The sequence below is a fragment of the Rhizobium sp. CF142 genome (genome assembly GCF_000281145.1).
Classification (GTDB): domain Bacteria; phylum Pseudomonadota; class Alphaproteobacteria; order Rhizobiales; family Rhizobiaceae; genus Rhizobium.
In genome coordinates, this window is sequence record NZ_AJWE01000029.1 from 12,984 (window position 1) to 35,031 (window position 22,048).

Here is a 22,048-nt window from a genome sequence, read left to right on the forward strand (position 1 = left end):
AAGAGGGTTGCCCGCCAACCAGCGAAAAGGGGAATGACATGAACGACAAGATCACCAACTGGACCGCGTCGGACGACGCCATGATCGAGAATGCCATTCGCCGGGGCGCAAGCCGCCGCGAACTGCTGACGATGATGCTGGCGGGCGGCATTGCCGCATCCGCTGGCGGCCTCATCCTCGGCCGCGCCTCCAACGCGGTTGCCGCAACTCCCAAATCCGGTGGCGCTCTCAAGGCGGCCGGCTGGTCGTCTTCGACCGCAGATACGCTCGACCCGGCCAAGGCTTCGCTGTCGACCGACTATGTCCGCTGCTGCGCCCTCTACAACCGCCTGACCTTCCTCGATCAGGCCGGCATCGTGCAGATGGAACTCGCCGAAAGCATCAAGAGCGGCGACGCCAAGGTCTGGACCGTCAAGATACGTTCCGGCGTTACCTTCCACGACGGCAAAACGCTGTCCTCGAAGGACGTCGTCTTCTCGCTGAAGCGGCATCTCGACCCTGCCGTCGGCTCCAAGGTCAATGCGATCGCCAAGCAGATCACTGACGTCAAGGATCTCGACGCCCTGACGGTCGAAATCACGCTTGCCAACCCGAATGCCGACCTGCCGACCATTCTGTCGCAGCATCATTTCATGATCGTTCAGGACGGCACGACCGACTTCTCCAAGGGCATCGGCACCGGCGCCTTCAAGATGGAAACCTTCCAGCCAGGCGCGAAGTCGATCTTCACGAAGAACCCGAACTACTTCAAGGGCGGCGCCCACGTCGACTCGTTCGAATTCTTCGCCATCAGTGACGACAATGCCCGCGTCAACGCCCTGCTTTCGGGCGACATTCATCTCGCTGCGTCGATCAAGCCGCGTTCGATGAAGCTCGTCGAAAGCCAGCCGGGCTTCGCGCTGTCGCAGACAACCTCCGGCAACTATACCGACCTCAACATCCGCCTCGACCTCGCCCCAGGCGACAAGGCCGATTTCGTGGCCGGCATGAAATACCTGATCAACCGCCAGCAGATCCAGAAATCGGTCCTGCGCGGTCTAGCCGAAATCGCCAACGACCAGCCGGTCTCGCCGGCCAGCGCCTATCACAATGCCGACCTGAAGCCGAAGGGCTATGACCCTGACAAGGCAAAGTTCCACTTCCAGAAGTCCGGTCTTCTCGGCCAGTCCATTCCGATGATCACGTCGGAAGCAGCGACCTCGGCCGTGGAGATGGCGACGATTGTACAGCAGTCGGGTGCAGAGATCGGCATGAAGTTCGACGTCCAGCGCGTACCTTCGGACGGCTACTGGTCGAACTACTGGCTGAAGGCACCGGTTCACTTCGGCAATATCAACCCGCGTCCGACGCCGGATATCCTCTTCTCGCTCCTCTACGCATCCAACGCGCCGTGGAACGAAAGCCAGTACAAGTCGGAAAAATTCGATAAGATGCTGGTCGAAGCACGCGGTCTCCTCGACGAGACCAAGCGCAAGGAGATCTACAACCAGATGCAGGTGATGATTTCCGAGGAAGCCGGCACCGTCATCCCCGTCTATATCTCGAACGTGGATGCGATCTCGGCGAAACTGAAGGGCCTTGAAGCCAATCCGCTCGGCGGCATGATGGGTTACGCCTTCGCCGAATACGTCTGGCTCGAAGCGTAAGGCCGATTGCCGGCGGCAGGGGGAGAACATTTCTCCTGCCGCCTTGCTGCGCCTGACAGCACCATTCCCGTTCTTGCGGGCGTGGTGCCGGCGAATTTGAACTCTTCAGGCAGGGAAATAATATTGCGCACCTATGTCCTCGGACTCATCGCGAATAGGCTCGGGAGCTCCGCCCTGACGCTGCTGATCGTGTCCTTCGCGGTCTTTTTCGCGACGGCCATGCTGCCGGGCGATACCGCGACGATCCTGCTAGGCCAGGCCGCCACTCCAGAAGCCGTTGCTGGCCTCAGGGCGGCAATGCATCTCGACGAGCCCGCCTTCTTCCGTTTCGCGCGCTGGCTGTTCGGACTGCTGCAGGGAGATCTGGGGACATCCTACGTCAACAACATGCCTGTGGCCGAACTGATCGGCGCGCGTTTCCTCAACACGATGCGCCTTGCCGGCATCGTCACCCTGATCGCCGTGCCGCTTTCGCTGGTACTCGGCATCACCTCCGCCATGTTCCGAGGCTCGGTTTATGACCGGATCGTTACTATCCTGACGATCGGCGTCATCTCCGTGCCGGAATTCATGATCGCGACTTCGGCCGTTCTTCTGTTTTCCGTCTATCTCAAATGGCTGCCGGCCCTTTCCTTCGCGGGTGACGTCGCCTCCTTCTGGCAGGTGCTAAAGATCTACGCCATGCCGGTCATCACGTTGACCTTCGTCGTTTCGGCGCAGATGATCCGCATGACGCGCGCCGCCGTGATCGACACGATCAACACGCCCTATGTCGAGGCGGCTATCCTAAAAGGCGCCTCGCGCTGGCGCGCCGTGATCATTCACGCGCTGCCCAACGCGGTCGGGCCGATCGCCAATGCGATCGCACTTGCTTTGTCCTATCTCGTCGGCGGCGTCATCATCGTCGAGACGATCTTCAATTATCCCGGCATCGCCAAGCTGATGGTCGACGGCGTCTCGACCCGCGACCTGCCGCTCATCCAGTCCTGCGCCATCATCTTTTGCATCGGTTATCTCGCGCTCATCACCTTTGCCGATATCGTTGCAATCCTGGCCAATCCGAGGGTGCGCTGACCATGACCATATCCACGACCATGCCCCGCCGCTTGAGCTATCGGTTCAGCTGGGTCGGAATAATCGGCCTTGCGATCATTCTCTTCTGGGCGGTGATCGCCTTCCTCGCACCGCATATCATTCCTTATCCGGTCGGCGAGATCGTCGATGAAGACTATTTCGGCCCGATGAGCAGCAAGTTCCTGCTGGGCTCCGATTATCTCGGCCGGGACATGCTCTCGCGCATCATCATGGGTGCGCGCTACACGGTCGGCATCTCGCTTGCCGCCGTGTGCATTGCCTGTTTCACCGGCGGTGCGCTCGGCATGGCGGCTGCCGTCATCGGCGGCTGGTTCGATACGGTCTTGAGCCGTTTCCTTGATGCCCTGAACTCCATACCGAGCAAGCTTTCCGGCCTCGTCATCGCCGCTGCCGTCGGATCGTCGCTCAGCGTCCTTATCGTCATGCTGGGCGTGATCTACATACCGGGCGCGTACCGTTTCGCCCGCTCCCTGGCGGTAAACATCAACACGATGGATTACATCACCGTTGCCCGCACCCGCGGCGAAGGCATTTCCTATGTCGTGTTCTCGGAAATCCTGCCAAACATTATCGGGCCGCTGCTTGCCGATTTCGGAATCCGCTTCGTCTTCATCGTCCTGCTTCTTTCCGGCCTGTCCTTCCTCGGGCTCGGCGTGCAGCCGCCCTATGCGGATTGGGGTGCGCTGGTTCACGAGAATATCGGCGGTCTACCCTTCGGCGCGCCGGCCGTCATCGTCCCTTCGCTGGCGATCGCGAGCCTCACCATCAGCGTCAACCTGCTGATCGACAATCTGCCCAAGAAGATTCGCGATCGGAGCGCGTGAATGCAAAATCTCGTTGAAATCCGCGATCTCAAGGTAGAGGCGACCACTGACGCGGGCCGCCGCATCGAGATCATCAAAGGTGTCGATCTCGAGATCGCACCGGGCGAAATCGTCGCACTGATCGGCGAAAGCGGATCGGGCAAGACGACAATCGCGCTGACGGTGATGGGTTATGCCCGCCCTGGCTGCAGGATATCGGCCGGCACCGTGACGGTGGCCGGCAAGAATATGGTGGCGCTCAGCGAAGGCCAGCGCGCCAAGATGCGCGGCCTCGAAGTGTCCTATGTGCCGCAATCGGCGGCGGCTGCCTTCAATCCAGCGAAGCGGATCATCGATCAGGTCATCGAAGTCACCCGCATCCACAAGCTCATGTCGCCGGCGGCAGCGAAAGAAAAGGCGATCGCGCTGTTCAAGGCGCTGTCGCTGCCGGATTCCGACGGCATCGGTAACCGTTATCCACACCAGGTGTCCGGTGGCCAGCTACAGCGCCTCGCTGCCGCTATGGCGCTGATCTCGGATCCGAAACTCGTCATTTTCGACGAACCGACCACAGCGCTCGACGTGACGACCCAGATCGAGGTGCTGCGCGCCTTCAAGGCCGTGATGAAGAAGAGCGGCATTGCCGGCGTCTACGTCTCGCACGATCTCGCGGTCGTCGCCCAGATCGCCGACCGCATCGTCGTCCTGCGCGGCGGCGAGGTCCAGGAAGTCGGAACCACGGCCGAGCTTCTGGCCGGTGCCAAACATCCCTATACGCGCGAACTCCTGTCGGCATTCGAACCGAAGGCGCGCGGCGAAAGCGCGGCGGCGGCGCCGGAAAGCCGGCCGCTCCTGCAGGTCAATGGCCTGATCGCCGGCTACGGCCCACTTCAGGCGGACGGCCTGCCGCTCGTCAAGGCGGTGCAGGAAGCGAGCCTGGTGCTGGAACGCGGCCGCAATCTCGGGATCATCGGCGAATCCGGCTGCGGGAAATCCACGCTCGCGCGCTCGATCGCCGGCATCCTGCCGGCCTCGGCCGGGAATCTGACCCTAGATGGGCATGAACTTGCCCGCTCCGCCCGCCAGAGAAGCCGCGAGCAGCTTCGCGAGCTGCAGATCGTTTTCCAGCACGCAGACACGTCGCTCAATCCAGCCAAGTCGATCGAGGAAATCCTCGGCCGGCCGCTGAAATTTTATCACGGCATGAAGGGCAAGGCGCGCGACGCGCGTGTCGACGAGCTGCTGGATATGGTGCGCCTGCCGAAGGCACTGCGCAGTCGCACGCCGGCCGAACTTTCAGGTGGACAGAAACAGCGCGTCAATTTTGCCCGTGCCCTTGCCGCCGAGCCGAAACTGATTGTCTGCGACGAAATCACGTCCGCACTCGATACCGTGGTTGCCGCCGCTGTCATCGATCTCCTGAAGGAGATGCAGCGCGAGCTTTCGCTCTCCTACATCTTCATCAGCCACGACCTGTCTGTCGTCGAAGCGATCTGTGACGAGATCGTCGTGATGTATAACGGCCGCAAGGTCGAGGAGATCACACCAGCCATCTCGAAAGTGCCGCAGCACCCCTATTCGAAACTCCTGTTCTCATCCGTACCAAAGCTCGATCCCGGCTGGCTCGATCGCCTGGAACGGGATCCGGAACTGGTAAAGTCCTATGTGCAGGGCTGAGGCGGCGTAAGCCGTCTCACTGTAACGGGGAGCTTGTTGTCGGTCAGACCGGGAACAGGCTTGTCAGCGGCATATGCGCCTTGACGATCGGCGACTTCAAAACGACGAAACTGAAGTATTTGTCGATGCCGATATCCATGTCGGTCAGCCGTTCCATGATCGTCTGGTATTCGCCGATGCCGGCAGTGACGAATTTCAGCATGTAGTCGTACCCGCCCGAAACCAGGTGGCATTCGATCACCTGATCGACCCGCTCGACGGCTGCGAGAAACCGGGCAAAATCGATCTGCCGGTGGTTCTTCAGCGTGACTTCGGTGAAAACTGTCAGCGTCTGGCCGAGCTTGCCAATATTGATCTGCGCCGAATATCCTTCGATATATCCTTCCTGCTGCAGCTTCTTGACGCGCATCAGACAGGGGCTCGGGGATAGATTGACCAGCTCGGCCAGCTCGACATTGGTGATACGGCCGTTCTTCTGCAACTCGTAGAGGATCTTGATGTCGATACGATCGAGCTTCATCTGCTGACACCTTCCAGGGTAGCCGGCGGCTTGCAGCATTTTATGCCGCAAATTTTCGAGATTGACTTTAATACTTTGGCTTCTCTTGTCTATTTCATTCTGCGTAGAGACGCTCGGCACAATAAGCTGGATGCATGCCCATTGTCGGAATCTTGTGCCGCCCCGCCAGGATGTGCGGTAACCACGGCGTCGGCAGCGCCCTTATGCTGATACATCGACCCGGTTGCGTCCCAGGAGATTGAACATCATGCCAGCACCGCTCACGTTCGTGGAAACTGACGCCGGATTGCCGCGCTCCGCCGACGCGGTGGTCATCGGCGCCGGTATCGTCGGCGTTTTCACGGCCTATTATCTCGCGAGACGCGGCCTGAAGGTGGTGCTGATCGAAAAGGGCCGGGTCGGCGCAGAACAGTCGAGCCGAAACTGGGGCTGGTGCCGTCAGCAGAACCGCGATGCGCGCGAACTTCCTATGGCGACTAAAAGCCTGGATCTCTGGGATCGTTTTGCCGCCGAAAGCGGCGAGGATACCGGCTTCCGGCGCTGCGGCCTGCTTTACCTGAGCGACAGCGAGGAAGAACTGGCCGGCTGGGCGCGCTGGCGCGATTTCGCCCGCACCGTCGGCGTCACGACCCATATGCTCGACAGTGCCGAGGCAAGCGCCCGCGGCAAGGCGACAGGCCGAACCTGGAAGGGCGGCGTCTTCTCGCCAACGGACGGCACCGCGGACCCGGCCAATGCCGCACCGGCCGTGGCAAGGGCGATAATCAAGTTCGGCGGCGCGGTGATCCAGAACTGCGCAGCACGTGGCATCGAGATGGAAGGCGGCAGACTTTCGGCCGTCGTCACCGAACACGGCACGATCAAAACTAAGGTTGCGATCCTCTCCGGCGGCGCCTGGGCTTCGTCCTTCTGCCGCCAGCTCGGCATCCGTTTCCCGCAGGCCTCGATCCGCTCCTCCATTCTCTCCGTCGGCCCCGGCGACGGCGAGCTGCCGGACGCGCTTCACACCGCCCGCGTTTCGGTGACCCGCCGCGGCGGTGGCGGCTATACGCTGGCGATCAGCGGCCGTGGCCGGGTCGACCTGACGCCCCAGAACATCCGTTTTGCGGGACAGTTCCTGCCGATGTTCATGCGCCGCTGGCGCAGCTTGTCGCCGGGCGGTCTCGAAGGGTTCCGCAGCGGCCACGAAACGCTCGCCCGCTGGCGGCTTGACCGGCCGACGCCCATGGAGCAGATGCGCATCCTCGATCCGGCCGTCGATGACGGAACGATCAGGCTGGTGCACCAGCGCGCCATCGAGCTTCTGCCGGCGATCGGCACACGCCACATCACTGCGCGCTGGGCGGGTTACATCGATTCCACCCCCGATGGCGTGCCGGCGATCGGCGAAGTGGCGAATGTGCCCGGCTTCATCCTGGCTGCCGGTTTCAGCGGCCATGGTTTCGGCATCGGGCCGGGCGCCGGCCACCTGATTGCCGATATCGTCACCGCGGCAGCCGAGCCGATCGTCGATCCCGTGCCCTACCATCCGAAACGCTTCGAAAGCTCCTCCTGGGGCAAGGTCGCCGACTTCTGAATCGTAATTCTGCGCGCTAGAGTGCCGGGGAGATCGCGACAGAAGCCAAGGGAATACCAATGCAGGCACGCCAGCTCGAGGTTTTTTGCATGCTGATGCGCACCGGAACGGTGACCGGCGCGGCTGCCATGCTCAACATATCGCAGCCAGCGCTGAGCCAGATCCTGCTGCATGCCGAGGACCAACTGGGTTTCAAGCTTTTCAGCCGGGTACGCGGCAAGCTAGTGCCGACCCGGGAGGCGGAAGAGCTTTATCCGGAGTGTGAGCGGATATTTTCCGAACTCAGCGCCCTTCGCCGCCGCACGACTGACATGCGTTTCGGGCGCACCGGGCTGATCCGGGTGGCCGCTTCCGCGCCCCCGGCGATGTCGATCATCCCCAAGGCCCTTTTCTCGTTCCGCGCCTCGCATCCCGAGATCGTCGTTCGCTCGCTGATCGCGCCACTCGTCAACGTCGTCGACATGATCCGCGACGGTGATGCGCCGCTCGGTATTGTCATGAACAACGCGGCCCGGCCGGGAATTGATGTCGAGACGCTCGGGCACGCGGAACTCGTCTGCATCATTCCCGAGAACCACCGCTTCGCTGAACTGGAGCGTATCGGCTTTGCCGACCTGCAGAACGAGATGCTGATCTCCTATCGCGCCGGCACCCTGCCCGGCCGATTACTGGTGAGTGCCGCCGCCGCCGAAAGGCAGATTTTCAATCCGGCCATCGAGATCGACATTTCCATCACCGCCCTCCCTTTCGTACGCGACGGTTTCGGCGTCGCCATCGTCGATGGGCTTTTGCCCTGGGAACAGTTTCCGGGCCTGGTCCGCCGGCCGCTGCAGCAGAAGATTTCAGTGCCGATCGCGCTTCTGACGAGCCGCGACCGGCCGCTGACCGGAAGCCATATCGACATGCGCGACAACCTTCGCGAGGCCTGTGCGGCGGTCCTGAAGGCGATAGAGACGGAGGCCTGAGCCTTCAGATCAGGAGTCGCGAACCCAGGCGCCTATCTGTAAAGGTCTTGCGGGCGCCTGTTCGCGAAGCCGTCCAGCATCACAGACTTCGATGCCGGCCTTGTCGGCGATCAGCTCCGCTCCAGCGATCTGGCAATAACGCCCCTGGCAACGCCCCATGCCGACGCGCGCCAACGACTTGACCCGGTTGGCCTCCGCCCCGCCATAAGAAACGCTCTCGCGCAACTGCCCCGCCGTCACGCCTTCGCAGCGACAGACGACCGTCTCGTCGGGGACGGAGCGAACGATGTGTCGCGGCCAGGGAAAGGCCCGCGCCATGCCACGGGCAAAACGCTCGAGGCGATCCAGCCGGCACAGATCCGATGCCGCATCCGGTGCGGGTAGGCCCATATCCGCAAGGCAGGCGGTCGCCGCAAGATGGCCGGACACCTCGGCTCCATCGGCGCCTAGAATGCGCAGACCATCACCGGCGAGGTAAAGCCTCTCGGCCGCCCTGCCCATACGATCGGTGCGCGGCAGCCATTGCGACCAGCTCTGATCATAGTCGAATGTGCAACCGGCTAGCCCTGCCAGATGCGTCTCTGCGCGCAGATGCCAGCCGAGCCCGACCATATCGCATTCCGTGACCTGCGCCCTGCCCCGCGCATCACGCCAATGCATGGCGACGGGGCCTTGCTCATCGCTTTCGATGCGGTCGAGCTTTACGCCGGCATGATAGAGCCGTCCTAGCTTCACACGCATCATCAGGCCGCGCAAAACGAGGCCCGGTCTTGCCAGCATGCCCGGCAGGCCGGCCATCTGGTCGCGCAGCGAGGATGTATCGAGAATGACTGAGATATCGGCGCCGGCCTTCAGCAATTGCGTCGCAACCAGCGTCAGCAGCGGGCCGGAACCGGCAAGAACGATTTTGTCGCCCAGCGCGACACCTTGCGCCTTCAGGGCGATCTGCGTTGCGCCCAGACTATAGACGCCGGGCGCCTGCCAACCGGGGATCGGCACCAGACGGTCCATCGCTCCGGTCGCCAGGATGAGGCGGTCATAAGTGAAATCCTTGCGACCATCGGGCGTCAACGCCTGCAGGAGATTGCCTGCGGTCGCCAGAACGGAGCTTTGCGAGTGATACTCGATCTCTCGGGCGGCAACCATTCGGTCGAACACCGTATGCAGCGCCACCGCCTTGTGTGCCTCAGATCCGTAAAGCTGTTTGGGCGGCCGCGTAAAACCCTGTGGTGGGCGCCGGTAGATCTGACCGCCGCCTTTCAGGCCCTCATCGATGACGACGGGTTTGATACCGGCCTTGACCACAAGCTCGGCGGCTCGGATCCCGGCCGGGCCGGCGCCGACGATCACGACCTTTTCTACGTTAGGAGGTGTCATCGCCATCCCTCCGGCGGCGCGGTCCGCAATTGCATGCCGTCGGCAATCAAGGTCGAACAGGCCCGCAGCCTGCCGCCGTCCTCGTACCAGAGCCAGCAGTCCTGACAGGCCCCCATCAGACAGAAGCCCGCGCGTTTTTCCGGGCCAAATTCCGATTGCCTGACGGCGGGAGCCGAGACCAGCACGGCGGTCAGGACGGTATCGCCGGAGAGCGCCTGGCAATCGGCGCCATCCAGCCTGAACCGGACCAGCGGCCTGCCCTTTTCCGTAAGGCGCACAATTCGCCCTCCTCGCCGGGCAGGCTGCAGATCCGCTGTCATTCGGCGGCTTCCTTGCGTGCGAGCGAAGGTTCCGGCATTTCCTTGAAACGCTCCCGGACGTCTGCGAAGGCGGCAGCCACGCCTTCCGGTCCGACGCGGCCCTTCATGCGACGAAAGATTTCCGTCTTGGTGAAAAAGCGCCAGTGGATGGGAAGGCCGGCCAGAAGCTCGGTCAGCAGATCATAGGCTGCCGGCGTCCACTGCGCCTCGTAGCCATCCCGCTCGGGACCGTAATGGAAATGCGCCTTCGGCAGCGCGCGTGCGATCCTCACCTTTTCCGTTTCCGCCTCGTCCACCACGCCGTCACGGATGATAACACCATATTCGCGCTCGGCGGCCTCCGCGGAAACGTAGCCGCGGGCGACGTCCTGTGCCACACGCCAGGTCTCGCGTTCGATCGGGTTGCCACGCCCTCCGCCCCCAGCGGAGCGGATTTCCAGCACGTCGCCGGGCTGCAGGATCGCCGTATCGATATTGCCGAGCCGCTTGAAATCGTCGCAGCCGGGGTTGAGCACCATGTCCGAAAGGCCGGCGGCCCGGCCGCCGAGCGTGCCCCAGGGCCGGAAGAAGCTTCGATCACGGTTGCGGGCGGTAATGCGGCTGCCTGGCGAAAAGACCCGGAAGGCCATTTCGGTGGCAAGCCCGCCGCGCCAGCGACCGGGGCCACCGCTATCCTTGGCTAGACCGTATTTGACGAATTCGATCGGCACTTCGGTCTCAGTGATCTCGATCGGCGTGTTCTTGAGATAGGCCGCATCGGCGCCGGAACCGTTCGTGCCGTCGCGATAAGGCATGCCGCCACCACCACCAACGACGGGGTTCACGGCTGCGATGATGGTGCGGCCGTTGCGTTCGTCGGTGGTCATGACGTTGACGATGCAGTTATTGCCGGCCGGTGCAGCCGGAAGCTTTTCCGGAACCGCCTGGTTGAAGGCGCCGAAGATGACCGAACGCAGGCGCGCGCAGGTCAGTGAACGCATGCCAACGGCGGCGGGCGCCATCGGGTTCAACACGCTGCCCTTTGGCGTGATGCAGGTGAACGGCCGGGTCAGGCCGGTATTCAGCAGGATTCTCGGGTTCAGGGTGTAAAGAACGTAATAGACGCCGACCAGCAGCATCGTGTGGCGTGGATCACCGCCCGAGGGCACGTTGAGCGAGGAGCCGAGCTGCGGGTCCGAGCCGGTGAAATCCAGCAAAGCCTCGTCGCCGCGGATCGTCAGCGTCAGCTTCAGGCGGCAGGGATTGGCTTCGACGGAATCCTCGTCGGCATAGTCGACGAATTCCCAGGTCCCGTCAGGCATGGAACGCAGAAGATCGCGCGCCTGCGCCTCGGCATGGTCGAGCAGAACTTCGGTGCCTTCCAGAAAAGCGTCCTTGCCGAACTTTTCCACCATGGCGAGGATTTTTCGCTCGCCAGTGTTGAGCGCTCCGACCAGCGCCTTCATGTCACCAATGTTGAGATCAGGCTTGCGGACGTTGGTCGTCATGATTTTGAGGATCTGTTCGTCGAAGACGCCTTCGTTGACGAGCTTCATCGGCGGGAAACGGATGCCTTCCTGATGGATCTCCGTCAGTGCTCGCGACAGTGAGGCGGGCACTGCGCCGCCCATGTCGGTATTGTGGATATGGCCACCCGTCCAGGCGATGATTTCGCCCTCGTAGAAGACCGGCTTCCATAAATGGGTGTCCGGCGCATGGGTGGCGACGAAGCAGGAATAGGGATCGTTGGTGAAGGCGACGTCACCCGGCTTGTAATCGTCGATCATCTCGATCGCGCGGGTATAGGTAAGGCCCGGATACCAGGTGGCACCGAGCCCCATCGGCACGCCAAAAGTCTCGCCCTTTCGGTTGATCAGCATGACGGTAAAATCTTCCGTCTCCTTGACGAAGGCGGAATGGGCGGTGCGCTGCAGCGTATAGGCCATGTTTTCGGCGGCAGCGCGGGTGTGGTTGGCGAACACCTGAAGGTTCAAGAGATCGAACATGAGCTGTTACTCCGAAAAGGTGAGATGCAGGTTCAGGTGGCTATCGACTTCGACATGCGCGCCGCCGGGAATGGCAAAGGTCGTGTCTTCCTGGGCGACCACCGCTGGGCCGGCAAAACGGCTGCCGGGGCGAAGGCGCTCACGTGGGTAAAGCCCAATCCACTCGAAATCCTTGCCGGTGAAGACCGGGATCTCCCGTTCCGGATCAACGGTCTCGCCGCCTTCACGGGTGTCGACCGGAAATTTCAGTGCCGGGCCGGCGCCGATTGCCGAGAGGCGCAGGTTGACGATCTCGATCGCGCCATCGGGATCGTGGAAATCGTAGAGCCTTGCATGCATGGCATGAAACGCTTCCTCGATTGCGCCGAGTTTTCCTTCGCTGATCCAGGCCGCCTGGACCGGCACTTCGATTTCAAAGCTCTGGCCGAGATACCGCATGTCGGCAGAGACGTTCAGCGTCGCGGCGCCAGCATGTCCCTGCTTAGAAAGCCAGTTGCGACCCTCGACGGCAAGCTCGTCCAGCGCAGCGCGCAATTGCGGCGCAGCCTCATCCGAGAGATGGGTGAACACGGTGCGGATGAAATCGCCGCGCAGGTCGGCGACGAGACCGCCCAGCGCCGAAACGACGCCCGGCCGTGGCGGGCCGATAACCTTCGCCATCTTGAATTCGCGGGCGAGGAAAGCGCCGAGCATCGGGCCGCCGCCGCCGAATGGCATCAGGGTGAATTCGCGCAGATCGACACCGGCACGTGAGGCGAGCTTCTCGACCTCGACGAACATTTCCGAGGTGGCAATGTCGAGAATGGCCTGGGCGGCTTCTTCCGCCGTGCGGCCGATCTTGTCGGCGAGGCGCGTGACAGCGGCGCGGGCGAGCGCCACGTCGATCTGCAGCTGTCCATAGGCCATCTGGCTGTGACCGAGCCAGCCGCAAACTGCCATGGCGTCGGTGACTGTCGCCTGCGTACCGCCCCGGCCGTAACAGGCCGGTCCGGGCGCGGAGCCAGCCGATTCCGGGCCAACCCTCAGCACGCCCTGCGCATCGACGCTGGCGATCGAACCGCCGCCGATGCCGATCGAGCTCACCGAGACCGATGGAATATGCAGCGGGAATTCGCCGATCAGTTCGCCGGTGCCGAATTGCGGCTCGCCGTCAATGATCAGCGCGAAGTCGGCCGAGGTACCACCGATATCGAGCGTAAGGATATGTTTTTCGCCGGCGCGGCGGGCGAGCCAGGCAGCGCCGATGACGCCCGAGGCGGTGCCCGAAAGCAGCATCTGCACGCAGGAGCGCTTGCCTTCGTCGGCATTCATGACGCCGCCATTCGACTTGGTCAGTAGCGCCGGCGCCGTGACGCCGCGTGACAGCAGCTTTTCTTCGAGCGCCGTCAGGTAACCGGAAACGCGCGGATGGACGTAACCGTTGAGGATGGCCGTGGTCGTGCGCTCGTATTCGCGGATGACCGGCCAGACCTCGCAGGAGGTGAAGACGAAGAGTTCCGGCGCGATCCGGGCGATCTCCTGCTTGACCGCCGCCTCATGGGCGTCGTTGCGCCAGGAATGCAGAAAGGAGATGATGATGCCGGCGGCACCATTGGCCTTCGCCTTTTCGACAGCGGTCGCGACGACGGCGAGATCTGGTGCCTGGGCCTCGCCACCGTCTGCCCGCAGGCGGGCTGGAATGCCGAATATCATGTCGCGGGCAATCAACTGGTCGGGCCGCGCGCAGAACAACGAATAGACATCCGGCATTCTCAGCCGCGCCAGTTCGATCACGTCTTCGAAACCGGCATTGGTCATCAGCGCCAGCGAGACGCCGCGGCGCTGGATGACCGTGTTGATGCCGACCGTCGTGCCATGCACGAAGCGGCTGACAGCCGAAGGTTCGAGCCCTTCGCGTTCGGCCAGAAGCGTCAGGCCGGTCATCAGCTCTGCGCCCGGATCGTCCGGTGTCGTCAGAACCTTGAGCGACGCGACACGGCCGGAGCGCGTTTCGAGCGCGCAGAAATCGATGAAGGTTCCGCCGATATCGACGCCGATCTTCCAGTCCTGCTGATCGTGGCCGCCTTTGCTATGCGAGGCCGCATTGTCCATGTGTTCAAGTCCCTTGCTGATCTATGTCATGAAGCTGACATGGATTGGGGAGCCCGGTCCAAGAGCGAAAATACTGGATCCCATAAGTGGCGCTTATGCCTTGTTGAGCGCGGTCCATAAGTGGGACTTATGGGCGGTCGAAATCCTCGACTTTGACACTCAGTGCGCGGACCTGAATGGTAGCCCTCATGACAGATATCGGGGGGCAGCCCAATGGATGTGATCGTGCTGGGTGGCGGTCTGATGGGAAGCGCTTCGGCCTATTTTCTGGCCAAGCGCGGCATGAATGTGACGCTGATAGAACGGAACCGCGTCGGCAGCGGAGCAACGGTTGCCTCCTTCGGCAATATCCGCCGTAGCGGCCGTTACCTGCCGCAGCTTCCGCTCGCCCGGCGTTCCCTGGACATCTGGAACAAGGCCCATGAAATGCTGGGGCGGGATGTGGAGTTCCGCGCGACTGGCCATGTCCGGCTGGTGTTTACCGAAAAGGGGCAGAAGGAAATGCGGACGTTTTCCGCCGCTGCCCGACCTTGGGGGCTAGATCTTGAAGAACTGACGCAGAAGGAGCTGCATGCCCGTTTTCCCCTTCTCGGGCCGGAGGCAATCGGCGCATCTTTTTCGCCGCAGGATGGCAGTGGCAATCCGCGGCTGATCGCGCCGGCCTTTGCCGATGCAGCAAGACGCCACGGCGCCAGGATCGTCGAGGAGGTCGACGTGAAGGCGGTCCGCAAGAGCGCTTACGGTTTCGAGGTGGAAACCTCCGCCGGCATTCATGCCGCCGCCAACCTGCTGAATACCGCCGGCGCCTGGGGCGCACAGGTATCGGCGCAATTCGGTGAAACCGTCCCGATCCGCGCCAGAGGTCCGCAGATGGGCGTGACGGAACCACTGCCGCATCGCATGCTGCCGGTTGTCGGCGTCTGGGCGCATGATCACGGCGGCGGCTACCTTCGCCAGGTCGAGCGCGGCAATATCGTTTTCGGCGGCGGTGCCGAGCGCACCGAGGTCTCGCTCGATACCGGCCTTGCCAAGGCGGACCCAACCCGCTTGCCAGGCCAATTGCGTTCTCTCCTGCCAATCCTGCCTGCACTCGCCAATGTGTCCGTTATCCGCACCTGGTCAGGTTGCGAAGGCTATGTCGAGGACGGGCTTCCGGTCATGGGCGCTTCCGCGACGACGCCGGGCCTTTTCCATGCCTTCGGCTTTTGCGGTCACGGGTTTCAGCTCGGCCCAGGCGTCGGCGACGTGATGGCCGAACTGATCGCGGGCGGCAAAACGGAGACACCGATCGACGATTTCCGGATCGGGCGGTTCAAATCGACTTGTTCGCCTTGAAGGGTATCGAACCGTCGACGCCTAAGTCGATCGGACCATATTCAAATCTTTAAGCCAAGTCCCTCTACGCCTCGCGACGAGGACGCTCGCGAGGCGTAGAGGGACTTGCTTGAAAAACTTCAATATAGCTGCCATTTCTCGGACGGTCGATGGTGCGGGGATATCAGCCATAGGTTGTTTTTTGTAAGATGACTGAAAGGTATGTAGCGGTGACCAGCAATGAAGGTGGGCCAGTCGTCGTATTCGACGCCATGTGCGTTCTTTGCTCGGCGAATGCCCAGTTTATTCTGAAACACGATCGAAATCATCATTTTCGGCTTGCCTCGATGCAGAATGAGGTCGGCGCCAACCTATATCGCAAATTTGGCATCGACCCCGCCGATCCGGAATCGATCATCGTCGTCGATGGCGAAAAACTCTATCGCGATAGTGATGCAGTCCTTGCCATCTATTACGGGCTTGGCGGGTTATGGAAGCTGGTTGCAGTCGGGAGGATCGTACCTCACTTCATCAGGGATCCGCTCTACCGCTGGGTTGCCAGGAACCGCTATCGCCTTTTTGGCAGGCGGGAGACCTGCTGGCTGCCATCCTCCGAACAAGCAGACCGCATATTGTGAAGAGCGTCATCGTCCTCGGCGGCTGTGGAGCGTTTGGTACACGCCTGTCGAGACGACTTAGCGCCGATGGATGGTCGGTTCTCGTCGCCGGCCGGAACCAGTCAAAGGCCGCCGAGCTGGCTTCGCAGCTTCCGTATGCGCGGCCGCTTGTTGCCGATCGGGAAAGAGATCTGTCTCCAGTTCTGTTGCGGCATCGGCCATTCCTGCTCATCGACGCGGCAGGTCCCTTCCAGGGTAGCAGCTATCAGGTTGCAGAAGCGTGCATTGCGAACGGCGTGCATTATATCGACCTAGCCGATGCGCGGGGCTTTGTCGCCGGAATGACAAGCCTGGACGCTGCTGCCCGTCGTGCCGGTATAACGGTCGTGACGGGCGCATCGAGCGTCCCCGCTCTGTCGGGCGCGGTAGTGCAGCGCCTTGCGGCTGACATGGACGATGTCCGCGTCGTGAACCTTTCGATCAGCGCATCAAACAAGGCGACAGCTGGAGCCTCGATCGCAGCAGCCATATTGAGCTATGTCGGCAGGCCGGTGCGGCTGTGGCGTGGCCGTCGATGGGTGCAGGAAATCGGATGGCGGATGCTGCGCTGGGAGACATACCGGGTCGCCGGCCAAAGCCCAATCCGCCGGCATGAAGTCGCTGTTGATCGAGCTCGCCGCTAGCGGAAGACATGCGGTCTTCATCTCCACGCACGTACCGGAAACCATACCGAACATTTGCAACCGAGCCATGTTCCTCGCCAAAGGCAAAGTCCCGCGATCATGGGAAAGTGACGATCTTGCCAAAATGCGGGCAACACCTGGCGCTTTCAGTCAGGCATTGGCAGAGAGGGCGGTCCCGAAGGGCTCGGAGCCATTCTTGAGACCAAGGCCGTCCTCTTCCCCGCGTCCTGATCAGACCATTGCAATGTCCTTCAGGCCCCTGCAAACATGCGACCAGTTCAAGGATCCCAAGCAGTGCTGCGCAGCGATCAATTCGTGCTCGAGTACTTTCACGTAATCCTCGCTGCGTCGCCGCCGGACGAACCTGTCTTCGATGAGGAGAAGGCTGGTGCGCGATGACGTTCGAGGATAGTCATCGCGCACTCGAGCCACACCCATAGGAGCGAAGGTCCTCGATTATCTCGATCTAGCCAAAGATTAGCCGCTGACAGTGGGCAGCATCTTGAGATTTTCAACGGAGCCATGATGGTGCAGTAGCCTCCACGAGCCTTGGTTACGTACGAACCATCAAGTGGTGCGAAAGGCAACTTCCATGCTCTTGCGCGGAGTCGTACACCGCCCTCGCTCGCGTCCGACGAAAAGATGCCAGTCAGCACCGCCCTGGCTCGTGAAATCATGGAATGTGACACGAACGTCGGCGGGACCGTCGAAGAGCTTGGAATACCCCTCGGCGATCGAGTTCCATCCCCGCCGGATGCCGCCGATCGGATTGTCCATGCTTGGCGCCTCCCCTTCAAACAGAGACGAAGTTCGAAGCCTAGCTGGTAGGGACGGTGTCTGGCCATTCCTGCGAGCCATGAAGTACGCGGAGAATACGAACCGCCGATTGCGTTACAGCATAAGCTGCGACGTATGGAGTACCGTTGATCACCAGTTCGCGCGTCCCGGCAATTCTGCCAACACGACCACTCGCCGGAAAATCAATTAACCGACGAGCAGCCGCGACGATCCGTTCGTCGACCATGACGGCAGCTGAGGGATTATCCGCCTCGATAAAGCTGAAAATGGCGTCTCGATCTGATAACGCAAACGCTGACCAAGTAAGCTTCACGACTTGCGCGCCGCTGCTTTAAGGCGCGCTGCCGCTCGCCGTTTCTCGAAATGAGCCTCGACTTCATCATCCGGAACGTCCGGTCGCGTGTCGTTCAGCGCTTCAAGTACCTTGCTGCGAAACCAAGCATCGTGAGCTTCGCTGCCTGATATAAGTTCGAGCGGTAATGCTCCCTCGTTCGCCGTCCGGGTGAGTAGGATACGAACTGCGTCCGACACCGTAAGACCCATGCTTTCAAGCACCGCAGAGGCGCGATCTCGAACTTCAGCATCGATGCGAGTTTGAACGAGTGCGTTCGAAGCCATAGTTATCTCCAACTGAAAGATCAATCGTAATGCATATGAATTACAAAGTCTATAGAAGGTTTCCGTGCGCGCCACGCCGCTGCGTTCTTCGCCTTGAAGGAATCTGAACCTTCGACCCATGCAACTGCTCGTTAGTCGCAATGCCTAACTCTCTGTATCTGCAGCAGTGGGCTAAGCGTTCTCTCATTCGGCTGCCGTCTTCGGCAAACTCTTCCGGTTTTCCCATTCCTGTGGCGTCAGCGTCTTGATATCAAACTGGTCACGCGTTCGGGCATAGGTATGGCCACCCATACGGCCGACCGCGCCCATCATCTGCTGATCGATATGCAGGTTCGATGCATTGACCGCATCACGGCGAACGAAGACACCGACGACTTGGCCAAGAACAATTTCGCGGGCCGGTCCGACCTGCAGCGTCGTGTGCCGACGGCATTCCAAAGCGGCGGGTGCCGCGAGAATACGTGGGCTCTTCACCATCTGGCCCGGCACTGTTGCAAGGCCAGCTTCCTCCATCTCGTTTATCTCCGGACCGAACTTGATGGCACAAACCTCCATCTGGTCGACTAGCACATTGTCGCAGATGTGGACGGTGAACTCGCCGGTCTCGCGGATATTGCGGGCGGTGTCCTTGAAGCGCATGTCGGCGTAGTTTTCGACGCCGATGGCGACGATAGCTGGATCGTGGGTCAAAACGTTGAAGAAGCTGAACGGGCCGGCGTTCGGCTGACCATCCTTGCTCACCGTCGTTACCAGCGCGATCGGGCGCGGAATCACGGTGCCGACCAGGATCTTGTAGCGCTCGCGCTCGGTGAGCCCGGAGAAGTCGAAATGGGTGTGGTCGTACATATCAGGCCTCGGCAGCAATGCGATGGGTTTCAAGCGGGGTGTGGCGGGAGAGATTCTCGAAGCCGTCCTTGGTGACGACATACATGTCGCCGACATTGCAGCCGGCCGAGAGCGGCTCCAACCACTGCGTATGCAGTACAAATACCATCCCCTCCTCCATCCGATCATAATTGTGGGACGAGATGTTGAAGCTGTTCTGCCCGCCGGCCATGCCGACCGAGTGGCCGAGGTTGGGATTATGCGGGCCGTGCGTTGCGGGATAAACGTGCATCAGCGTGCGACCCTGCGCCTCCCAGTCGATGTTCTTCACATACTGGCGCGGGATAAGACGGGCACTCCCATCGTCCATCGGCGCCCAGTTGTAAGGCATGGTGCGCGCCTCGGGCGATGGCAGCATGCCGCGCTCTATCATCGGCTCGAAGGCCGCATTGTTCACGTCGCGCATCAGGGCGCCAGGGCGGATGAGCTTCTCGGCACGCTTGACGCCTTCGGTGCAGGCGGCCAGCACCTCTTCTTGCCGCTTGGTGATCTGGCCGATTGCGATCATGCGGGCGGTCTGGGCGGTGTAGCCGCGATAGGTGACGTTGGAGACATAGAGATTGATCAGGTCTCCTGGTCGGACGACGTGGCCGTAGGGTTTGCCACAATGAGTGCCGAACTCGTTGATGCCGATCTGGTAGCCATCGCCAGTCTCGCCGCCATAAGAAAGCTGTGCCAGCGTAAAGGCCGCGTAGATTTCATGATCGGTGACGCCCGGCGTGGCGACGTAATAGGCCGCCTGGGTGGCGATGCTGATGAGCTGGGCGGCGGCGCGGAACATCGTGATCTCGCGCGGCGAACGGACCTTCTGCATCCTGTCGAGGATGGCGTTGTCGGCGACGAACTTCGTCTTCGGCATGAGCTCGTCGAGCGCCGACCAGAAAGTCAGCGATGTACGATCGCCGATGCGGCCAATCTGAGCCTTGGCGAGTCCCATGCCGGCCAAGAGTTCGGCGCATTTCTCGGCGGTCTTGACGACGCTGTCGCCCGGACGATCGGCATATTCGCGGCCGATCGGGCCGATCTGCCAGATATCCTCGACCAGAACGGGCTCACCGCCCGGCGGCAGCAGCACGGATTGGGTGAAGAAGGAGAGCAGCGTCAGTGGTTTGTCGCTGTCACTCGGGATGATCAGCACGCCTTCTCGCATCCAGTCGCAGATATAGCGCAGATAGTGGTTCGACGTGTGGAACCAACCGACACCGCCCGTATGGACGATGAGCGCGTCGTGCCCGGCCTCCACGGCCTGGCGACGGATGCGGCGCAGCCGGTCCTCGAACTCCTCGACCGGCAGGGGCAGAGGTGCCTCGAAGTCGAAATCGGGCTGAAAATCTGCAAGCAGTGCACCGACGCGATAGGAGCCTGATTTGGTCGCGCTAGATGTCATGGGTGTTTCCTTCCAGAATTTTCTTGAGTTTTGTCAGGCTTGACGCGGCGCCAGAACGGGCCGGGCGAGAAGCATGACGATCAGCGTGAGACCGATGAGGATGCCGGACATCGCGGCAACACGAACGTCGAGCGATTCCTCGATCAGTGCGAACATCCGAAGCGGCAGGACGGTCGTTTCGGCATCCGCGAGGAAGAGCGAGATCGAGACATTGTCCAGCGACTGGATGAAGATGAGAAATGCGCCGGCGAGAATGCCTGGCATCAAGAGTGGCAGGGTCACCCGGCGTAGTGTGGTGAACCACGTTGCGCCCATGACGGTCGATGCCTCGGCAAGCGATGGATTGAGGCCTTGCGCAACGACGGACGCGGCGCGGTACATCAGCGGCCCGAAGACCACGACATGGCCGGTGACGGTCAGCCAGAGCGACGGCTGGAACCCGACGAAATTGGCAACGATCAGGGCCGCCAGACCGTAGACGAGGCTCGGCAGTACGAGCGGCGACAAGAGCAGCGGTTCGATCGCGCCAACGGTGCCCTTGCGCATCCGGCTCATGCCGATCGTGGCGGGTACCGCAAAAAGCAGCGAACCCAGAACCGCAAGGCCCGCGATCTTCAGCGAGTTGAAGGCAGCCGCATGTTCCGTCGCCGAACGAACGGGATCGAGCAGCGCCTCGTACCAGCGAAGTGAAAAGCCCTCGGGCGGATATTTCAGGGTCTGGCCCGAGGTGAAGGACATGGTGAGCGCAATGACGATCGGCGCCACGAGATAGATCACACTGAGGCCGCCAAAGCCGAAAACGAAGAGCTTGTAGAGGACACTGGGGATCGGATTTTCGCTGACGCGATCACGTTTGGGATCAGCCATGGCCGACAAGCCTCCTCTGGCGGGAAATCATGGTCATTGCGACGAGCAGACAACCGGTGGACAGCAGCAGCACCACGGCGATCGCCGATGCCAGCGGCCAATCGAACAGCGTGCCGACCTCGCGATAGATCAGTTGCGGAACATAGACGTTGCGGGCGCCGCCGATGACGGCCTGGGTAACGAATGAGCTGCTGGTGCTGGCGAAGACGAGGATCCAGCCGGCCAGCAGGCCCGGTAGCATGAGGGGGATCAGCACCGTGACGAAGATGCGCCACGGCCCCGCCCCCGAAACCTGCGCAGCTTCAGTATATTGCACCGGCGTGCGCGACAGGATGGCGATAAGCGGCAGGATGATCAGCGGCAGATCGATCTGGCACATGGCCATGACGAGGCCGAGTTCGGTGAACATCAGCGTCATCGGTCGGCCGATCAGTCCGAGCCCGAGCAGCGCCTCGCTTATCGGCCCTTGCCGCCCGAGGATTACGATCCAGGCGAATGTGCGTACCACATTGCTGGTCAGCATCGGAATAAGCGTCAGGAAGATGATCACCTGGCGCGCCGTCCTGCCGCTATGCCAGTAGAGAAGCGCGATCGGCACCCCGAGCAGTGTCGTGGCAATAACCGTCTCCAACCCCAGCCGTGCGGTATTGACGAGGACGCGGAAATTGAACGCGTCCCCAAAGAACCTGATATAGTTGGCCAGCGAGGCCCCGTCCGGACCTGTGAAGCTGAAACCGACGAGAACGGCGAGCGGCGTCGCAAAGAACACCACCGACAGCAACAGCATCGGGATAACGTATGGAAAACCGCCCGCCTTCACCGTG

20 protein-coding genes and 1 pseudogene are annotated in these 22,048 nt (G+C 61.6%); 9 read left to right on the top strand and 12 right to left on the bottom strand.

Annotated features, from left to right (window positions below; genetic code table 11):
* The first annotated feature begins 38 nt into the window (after positions 1-38).
* The 4 genes from PMI11_RS08810 (at position 39) to PMI11_RS08825 (ending at position 5,221) form a co-directional block, all read left to right on the top strand.
* Positions 39-1,646 (top strand): ABC transporter substrate-binding protein, encoded by a 1,608-nt coding sequence (locus PMI11_RS08810; protein WP_007815725.1) that lies wholly within the window; start codon positions 39-41, stop codon positions 1,644-1,646.
* A 123-nt stretch (positions 1,647-1,769) separates the two neighbouring features.
* Positions 1,770-2,720 (top strand): ABC transporter permease, encoded by a 951-nt coding sequence (locus PMI11_RS08815; RefSeq protein ID WP_007815726.1) that lies wholly within the window; start codon positions 1,770-1,772, stop codon positions 2,718-2,720.
* On the top strand, positions 2,717-3,565 hold the full coding sequence (locus tag PMI11_RS08820) for an ABC transporter permease (protein ID WP_037070999.1): 849 nt from the start codon (positions 2,717-2,719) through the stop codon (positions 3,563-3,565). Before PMI11_RS08815 ends, PMI11_RS08820 begins: the two co-directional genes overlap by 4 nt.
* Positions 3,566-5,221, top strand: coding sequence for an ABC transporter ATP-binding protein (locus tag PMI11_RS08825; protein ID WP_007815730.1), 1,656 nt, complete (start codon positions 3,566-3,568; stop codon positions 5,219-5,221).
* Between the two features lie 43 nt (positions 5,222-5,264).
* Here PMI11_RS08825 and PMI11_RS08830 read toward each other — a convergent pair whose 3' ends face one another.
* Positions 5,265-5,741, bottom strand: coding sequence for an Lrp/AsnC family transcriptional regulator (locus PMI11_RS08830; RefSeq protein ID WP_007815732.1), 477 nt, complete (start codon positions 5,739-5,741; stop codon positions 5,265-5,267).
* Positions 5,742-5,988: 247 nt separating this feature from the next.
* Between PMI11_RS08830 and PMI11_RS08835 the strand changes: the two genes are divergently transcribed.
* Together PMI11_RS08835 and PMI11_RS08840 are read left to right on the top strand one after the other, a co-directional pair.
* Complete coding sequence (locus PMI11_RS08835) at positions 5,989-7,317, top strand: NAD(P)/FAD-dependent oxidoreductase (protein ID WP_007815734.1); 1,329 nt, start codon at positions 5,989-5,991, stop codon at positions 7,315-7,317.
* Positions 7,318-7,376: 59 nt separating this feature from the next.
* The gene (locus tag PMI11_RS08840) at positions 7,377-8,282 is read left to right on the top strand and encodes a LysR family transcriptional regulator (protein WP_037070991.1); all 906 of its coding nucleotides are present in this window, start codon (positions 7,377-7,379) and stop codon (positions 8,280-8,282) included.
* Between the two features lie 9 nt (positions 8,283-8,291).
* Here PMI11_RS08840 and PMI11_RS08845 read toward each other — a convergent pair whose 3' ends face one another.
* From PMI11_RS08845 to PMI11_RS08860, 4 genes are read right to left on the bottom strand one after another with little or no spacing between them, the layout of a single operon-like run.
* A complete protein-coding gene (locus PMI11_RS08845) occupies positions 8,292-9,665 on the bottom strand; it encodes an FAD/NAD(P)-dependent oxidoreductase (RefSeq protein ID WP_202803143.1) in 1,374 nt (457 codons plus the stop codon).
* The gene (locus PMI11_RS08850; protein WP_037070992.1) at positions 9,656-9,979 is read right to left on the bottom strand and encodes a (2Fe-2S)-binding protein; all 324 of its coding nucleotides are present in this window, start codon (positions 9,977-9,979) and stop codon (positions 9,656-9,658) included. The genes PMI11_RS08845 and PMI11_RS08850 overlap by 10 nt, the downstream gene beginning before the upstream one ends.
* Positions 9,976-11,964: a hydantoinase B/oxoprolinase family protein gene (locus PMI11_RS08855; protein WP_007815744.1), complete on the bottom strand. Its 1,989-nt coding sequence runs from the start codon at positions 11,962-11,964 to the stop codon at positions 9,976-9,978. The genes PMI11_RS08850 and PMI11_RS08855 overlap by 4 nt, the downstream gene beginning before the upstream one ends.
* Positions 11,965-11,970: 6 nt before the next feature.
* Positions 11,971-14,055: a hydantoinase/oxoprolinase family protein gene (locus PMI11_RS08860; protein ID WP_007815746.1), complete on the bottom strand. Its 2,085-nt coding sequence runs from the start codon at positions 14,053-14,055 to the stop codon at positions 11,971-11,973.
* 213 nt (positions 14,056-14,268) lie between these two features.
* Between PMI11_RS08860 and PMI11_RS08870 the strand changes: the two genes are divergently transcribed.
* The 3 genes from PMI11_RS08870 to PMI11_RS08880 all read left to right on the top strand — a co-directional run bounded on the left by PMI11_RS08870 (position 14,269) and on the right by PMI11_RS08880 (position 16,669).
* Complete coding sequence (locus tag PMI11_RS08870) at positions 14,269-15,390, top strand: NAD(P)/FAD-dependent oxidoreductase (protein ID WP_007815749.1); 1,122 nt, start codon at positions 14,269-14,271, stop codon at positions 15,388-15,390.
* Between the two features lie 188 nt (positions 15,391-15,578).
* Positions 15,579-16,007: a thiol-disulfide oxidoreductase DCC family protein gene (locus PMI11_RS08875; protein WP_037070994.1), complete on the top strand. Its 429-nt coding sequence runs from the start codon at positions 15,579-15,581 to the stop codon at positions 16,005-16,007.
* Positions 16,004-16,669: a saccharopine dehydrogenase NADP-binding domain-containing protein gene (locus PMI11_RS08880; protein WP_051034547.1), complete on the top strand. Its 666-nt coding sequence runs from the start codon at positions 16,004-16,006 to the stop codon at positions 16,667-16,669. Before PMI11_RS08875 ends, PMI11_RS08880 begins: the two co-directional genes overlap by 4 nt.
* Positions 16,670-17,146: 477 nt before the next feature.
* On the opposite strand, the pseudogene PMI11_RS08890 reads toward PMI11_RS08880, so the two are convergent.
* The 7 genes and pseudogenes from PMI11_RS08890 to PMI11_RS08915 form a co-directional block, all read right to left on the bottom strand.
* Positions 17,147-17,464 (bottom strand): annotated as a pseudogene (locus PMI11_RS08890) (nuclear transport factor 2 family protein); the annotation flags it as partial.
* A gap of 22 nt (positions 17,465-17,486) precedes the next feature.
* A complete protein-coding gene (locus tag PMI11_RS36400; protein ID WP_081493229.1) occupies positions 17,487-17,780 on the bottom strand; it encodes a type II toxin-antitoxin system RelE/ParE family toxin in 294 nt (97 codons plus the stop codon).
* Positions 17,777-18,085, bottom strand: coding sequence for a type II toxin-antitoxin system RelB/DinJ family antitoxin (locus tag PMI11_RS08895; RefSeq protein ID WP_007815759.1), 309 nt, complete (start codon positions 18,083-18,085; stop codon positions 17,777-17,779). The genes PMI11_RS36400 and PMI11_RS08895 overlap by 4 nt, the downstream gene beginning before the upstream one ends.
* Positions 18,086-18,268: 183 nt before the next feature.
* Positions 18,269-18,931, bottom strand: coding sequence for a flavin reductase family protein (locus tag PMI11_RS08900; RefSeq protein WP_007815761.1), 663 nt, complete (start codon positions 18,929-18,931; stop codon positions 18,269-18,271).
* 1 nt (position 18,932) lies between these two features.
* A complete protein-coding gene (locus tag PMI11_RS08905; RefSeq protein ID WP_007815763.1) occupies positions 18,933-20,357 on the bottom strand; it encodes a Xaa-Pro peptidase family protein in 1,425 nt (474 codons plus the stop codon).
* A gap of 33 nt (positions 20,358-20,390) precedes the next feature.
* Positions 20,391-21,224 (bottom strand): ABC transporter permease, encoded by an 834-nt coding sequence (locus PMI11_RS08910; protein ID WP_007815766.1) that lies wholly within the window; start codon positions 21,222-21,224, stop codon positions 20,391-20,393.
* Positions 21,217-22,044 (bottom strand): ABC transporter permease, encoded by an 828-nt coding sequence (locus tag PMI11_RS08915; protein ID WP_007815768.1) that lies wholly within the window; start codon positions 22,042-22,044, stop codon positions 21,217-21,219. Before PMI11_RS08915 ends, PMI11_RS08910 begins: the two co-directional genes overlap by 8 nt.
* Positions 22,045-22,048: the final 4 nt, after the last annotated feature.

Coding starts and splice junctions, on each gene's coding strand:
- PMI11_RS08845 (WP_202803143.1), bottom strand. CDS start 9,665: ATGGCGATGACACCTCCTAACGTAGAAAAGGTCGTGATCGTCGGCGCC.
- PMI11_RS08825 (WP_007815730.1), top strand. CDS start 3,566: ATGCAAAATCTCGTTGAAATCCGCGATCTCAAGGTAGAGGCGACCACT.
- PMI11_RS08835 (WP_007815734.1), top strand. CDS start 5,989: ATGCCAGCACCGCTCACGTTCGTGGAAACTGACGCCGGATTGCCGCGC.
- PMI11_RS08895 (WP_007815759.1), bottom strand. CDS start 18,085: ATGGCTTCGAACGCACTCGTTCAAACTCGCATCGATGCTGAAGTTCGA.
- PMI11_RS08870 (WP_007815749.1), top strand. CDS start 14,269: ATGGATGTGATCGTGCTGGGTGGCGGTCTGATGGGAAGCGCTTCGGCC.
- PMI11_RS08905 (WP_007815763.1), bottom strand. CDS start 20,357: ATGACATCTAGCGCGACCAAATCAGGCTCCTATCGCGTCGGTGCACTG.
- PMI11_RS08850 (WP_037070992.1), bottom strand. CDS start 9,979: ATGACAGCGGATCTGCAGCCTGCCCGGCGAGGAGGGCGAATTGTGCGC.
- PMI11_RS08840 (WP_037070991.1), top strand. CDS start 7,377: ATGCAGGCACGCCAGCTCGAGGTTTTTTGCATGCTGATGCGCACCGGA.
- PMI11_RS08875 (WP_037070994.1), top strand. CDS start 15,579: ATGACTGAAAGGTATGTAGCGGTGACCAGCAATGAAGGTGGGCCAGTC.
- PMI11_RS08900 (WP_007815761.1), bottom strand. CDS start 18,931: ATGTACGACCACACCCATTTCGACTTCTCCGGGCTCACCGAGCGCGAG.
- PMI11_RS08860 (WP_007815746.1), bottom strand. CDS start 14,055: ATGGACAATGCGGCCTCGCATAGCAAAGGCGGCCACGATCAGCAGGAC.
- PMI11_RS08810 (WP_007815725.1), top strand. CDS start 39: ATGAACGACAAGATCACCAACTGGACCGCGTCGGACGACGCCATGATC.
- PMI11_RS08855 (WP_007815744.1), bottom strand. CDS start 11,964: ATGTTCGATCTCTTGAACCTTCAGGTGTTCGCCAACCACACCCGCGCT.
- PMI11_RS08830 (WP_007815732.1), bottom strand. CDS start 5,741: ATGAAGCTCGATCGTATCGACATCAAGATCCTCTACGAGTTGCAGAAG.
- PMI11_RS08910 (WP_007815766.1), bottom strand. CDS start 21,224: ATGGCTGATCCCAAACGTGATCGCGTCAGCGAAAATCCGATCCCCAGT.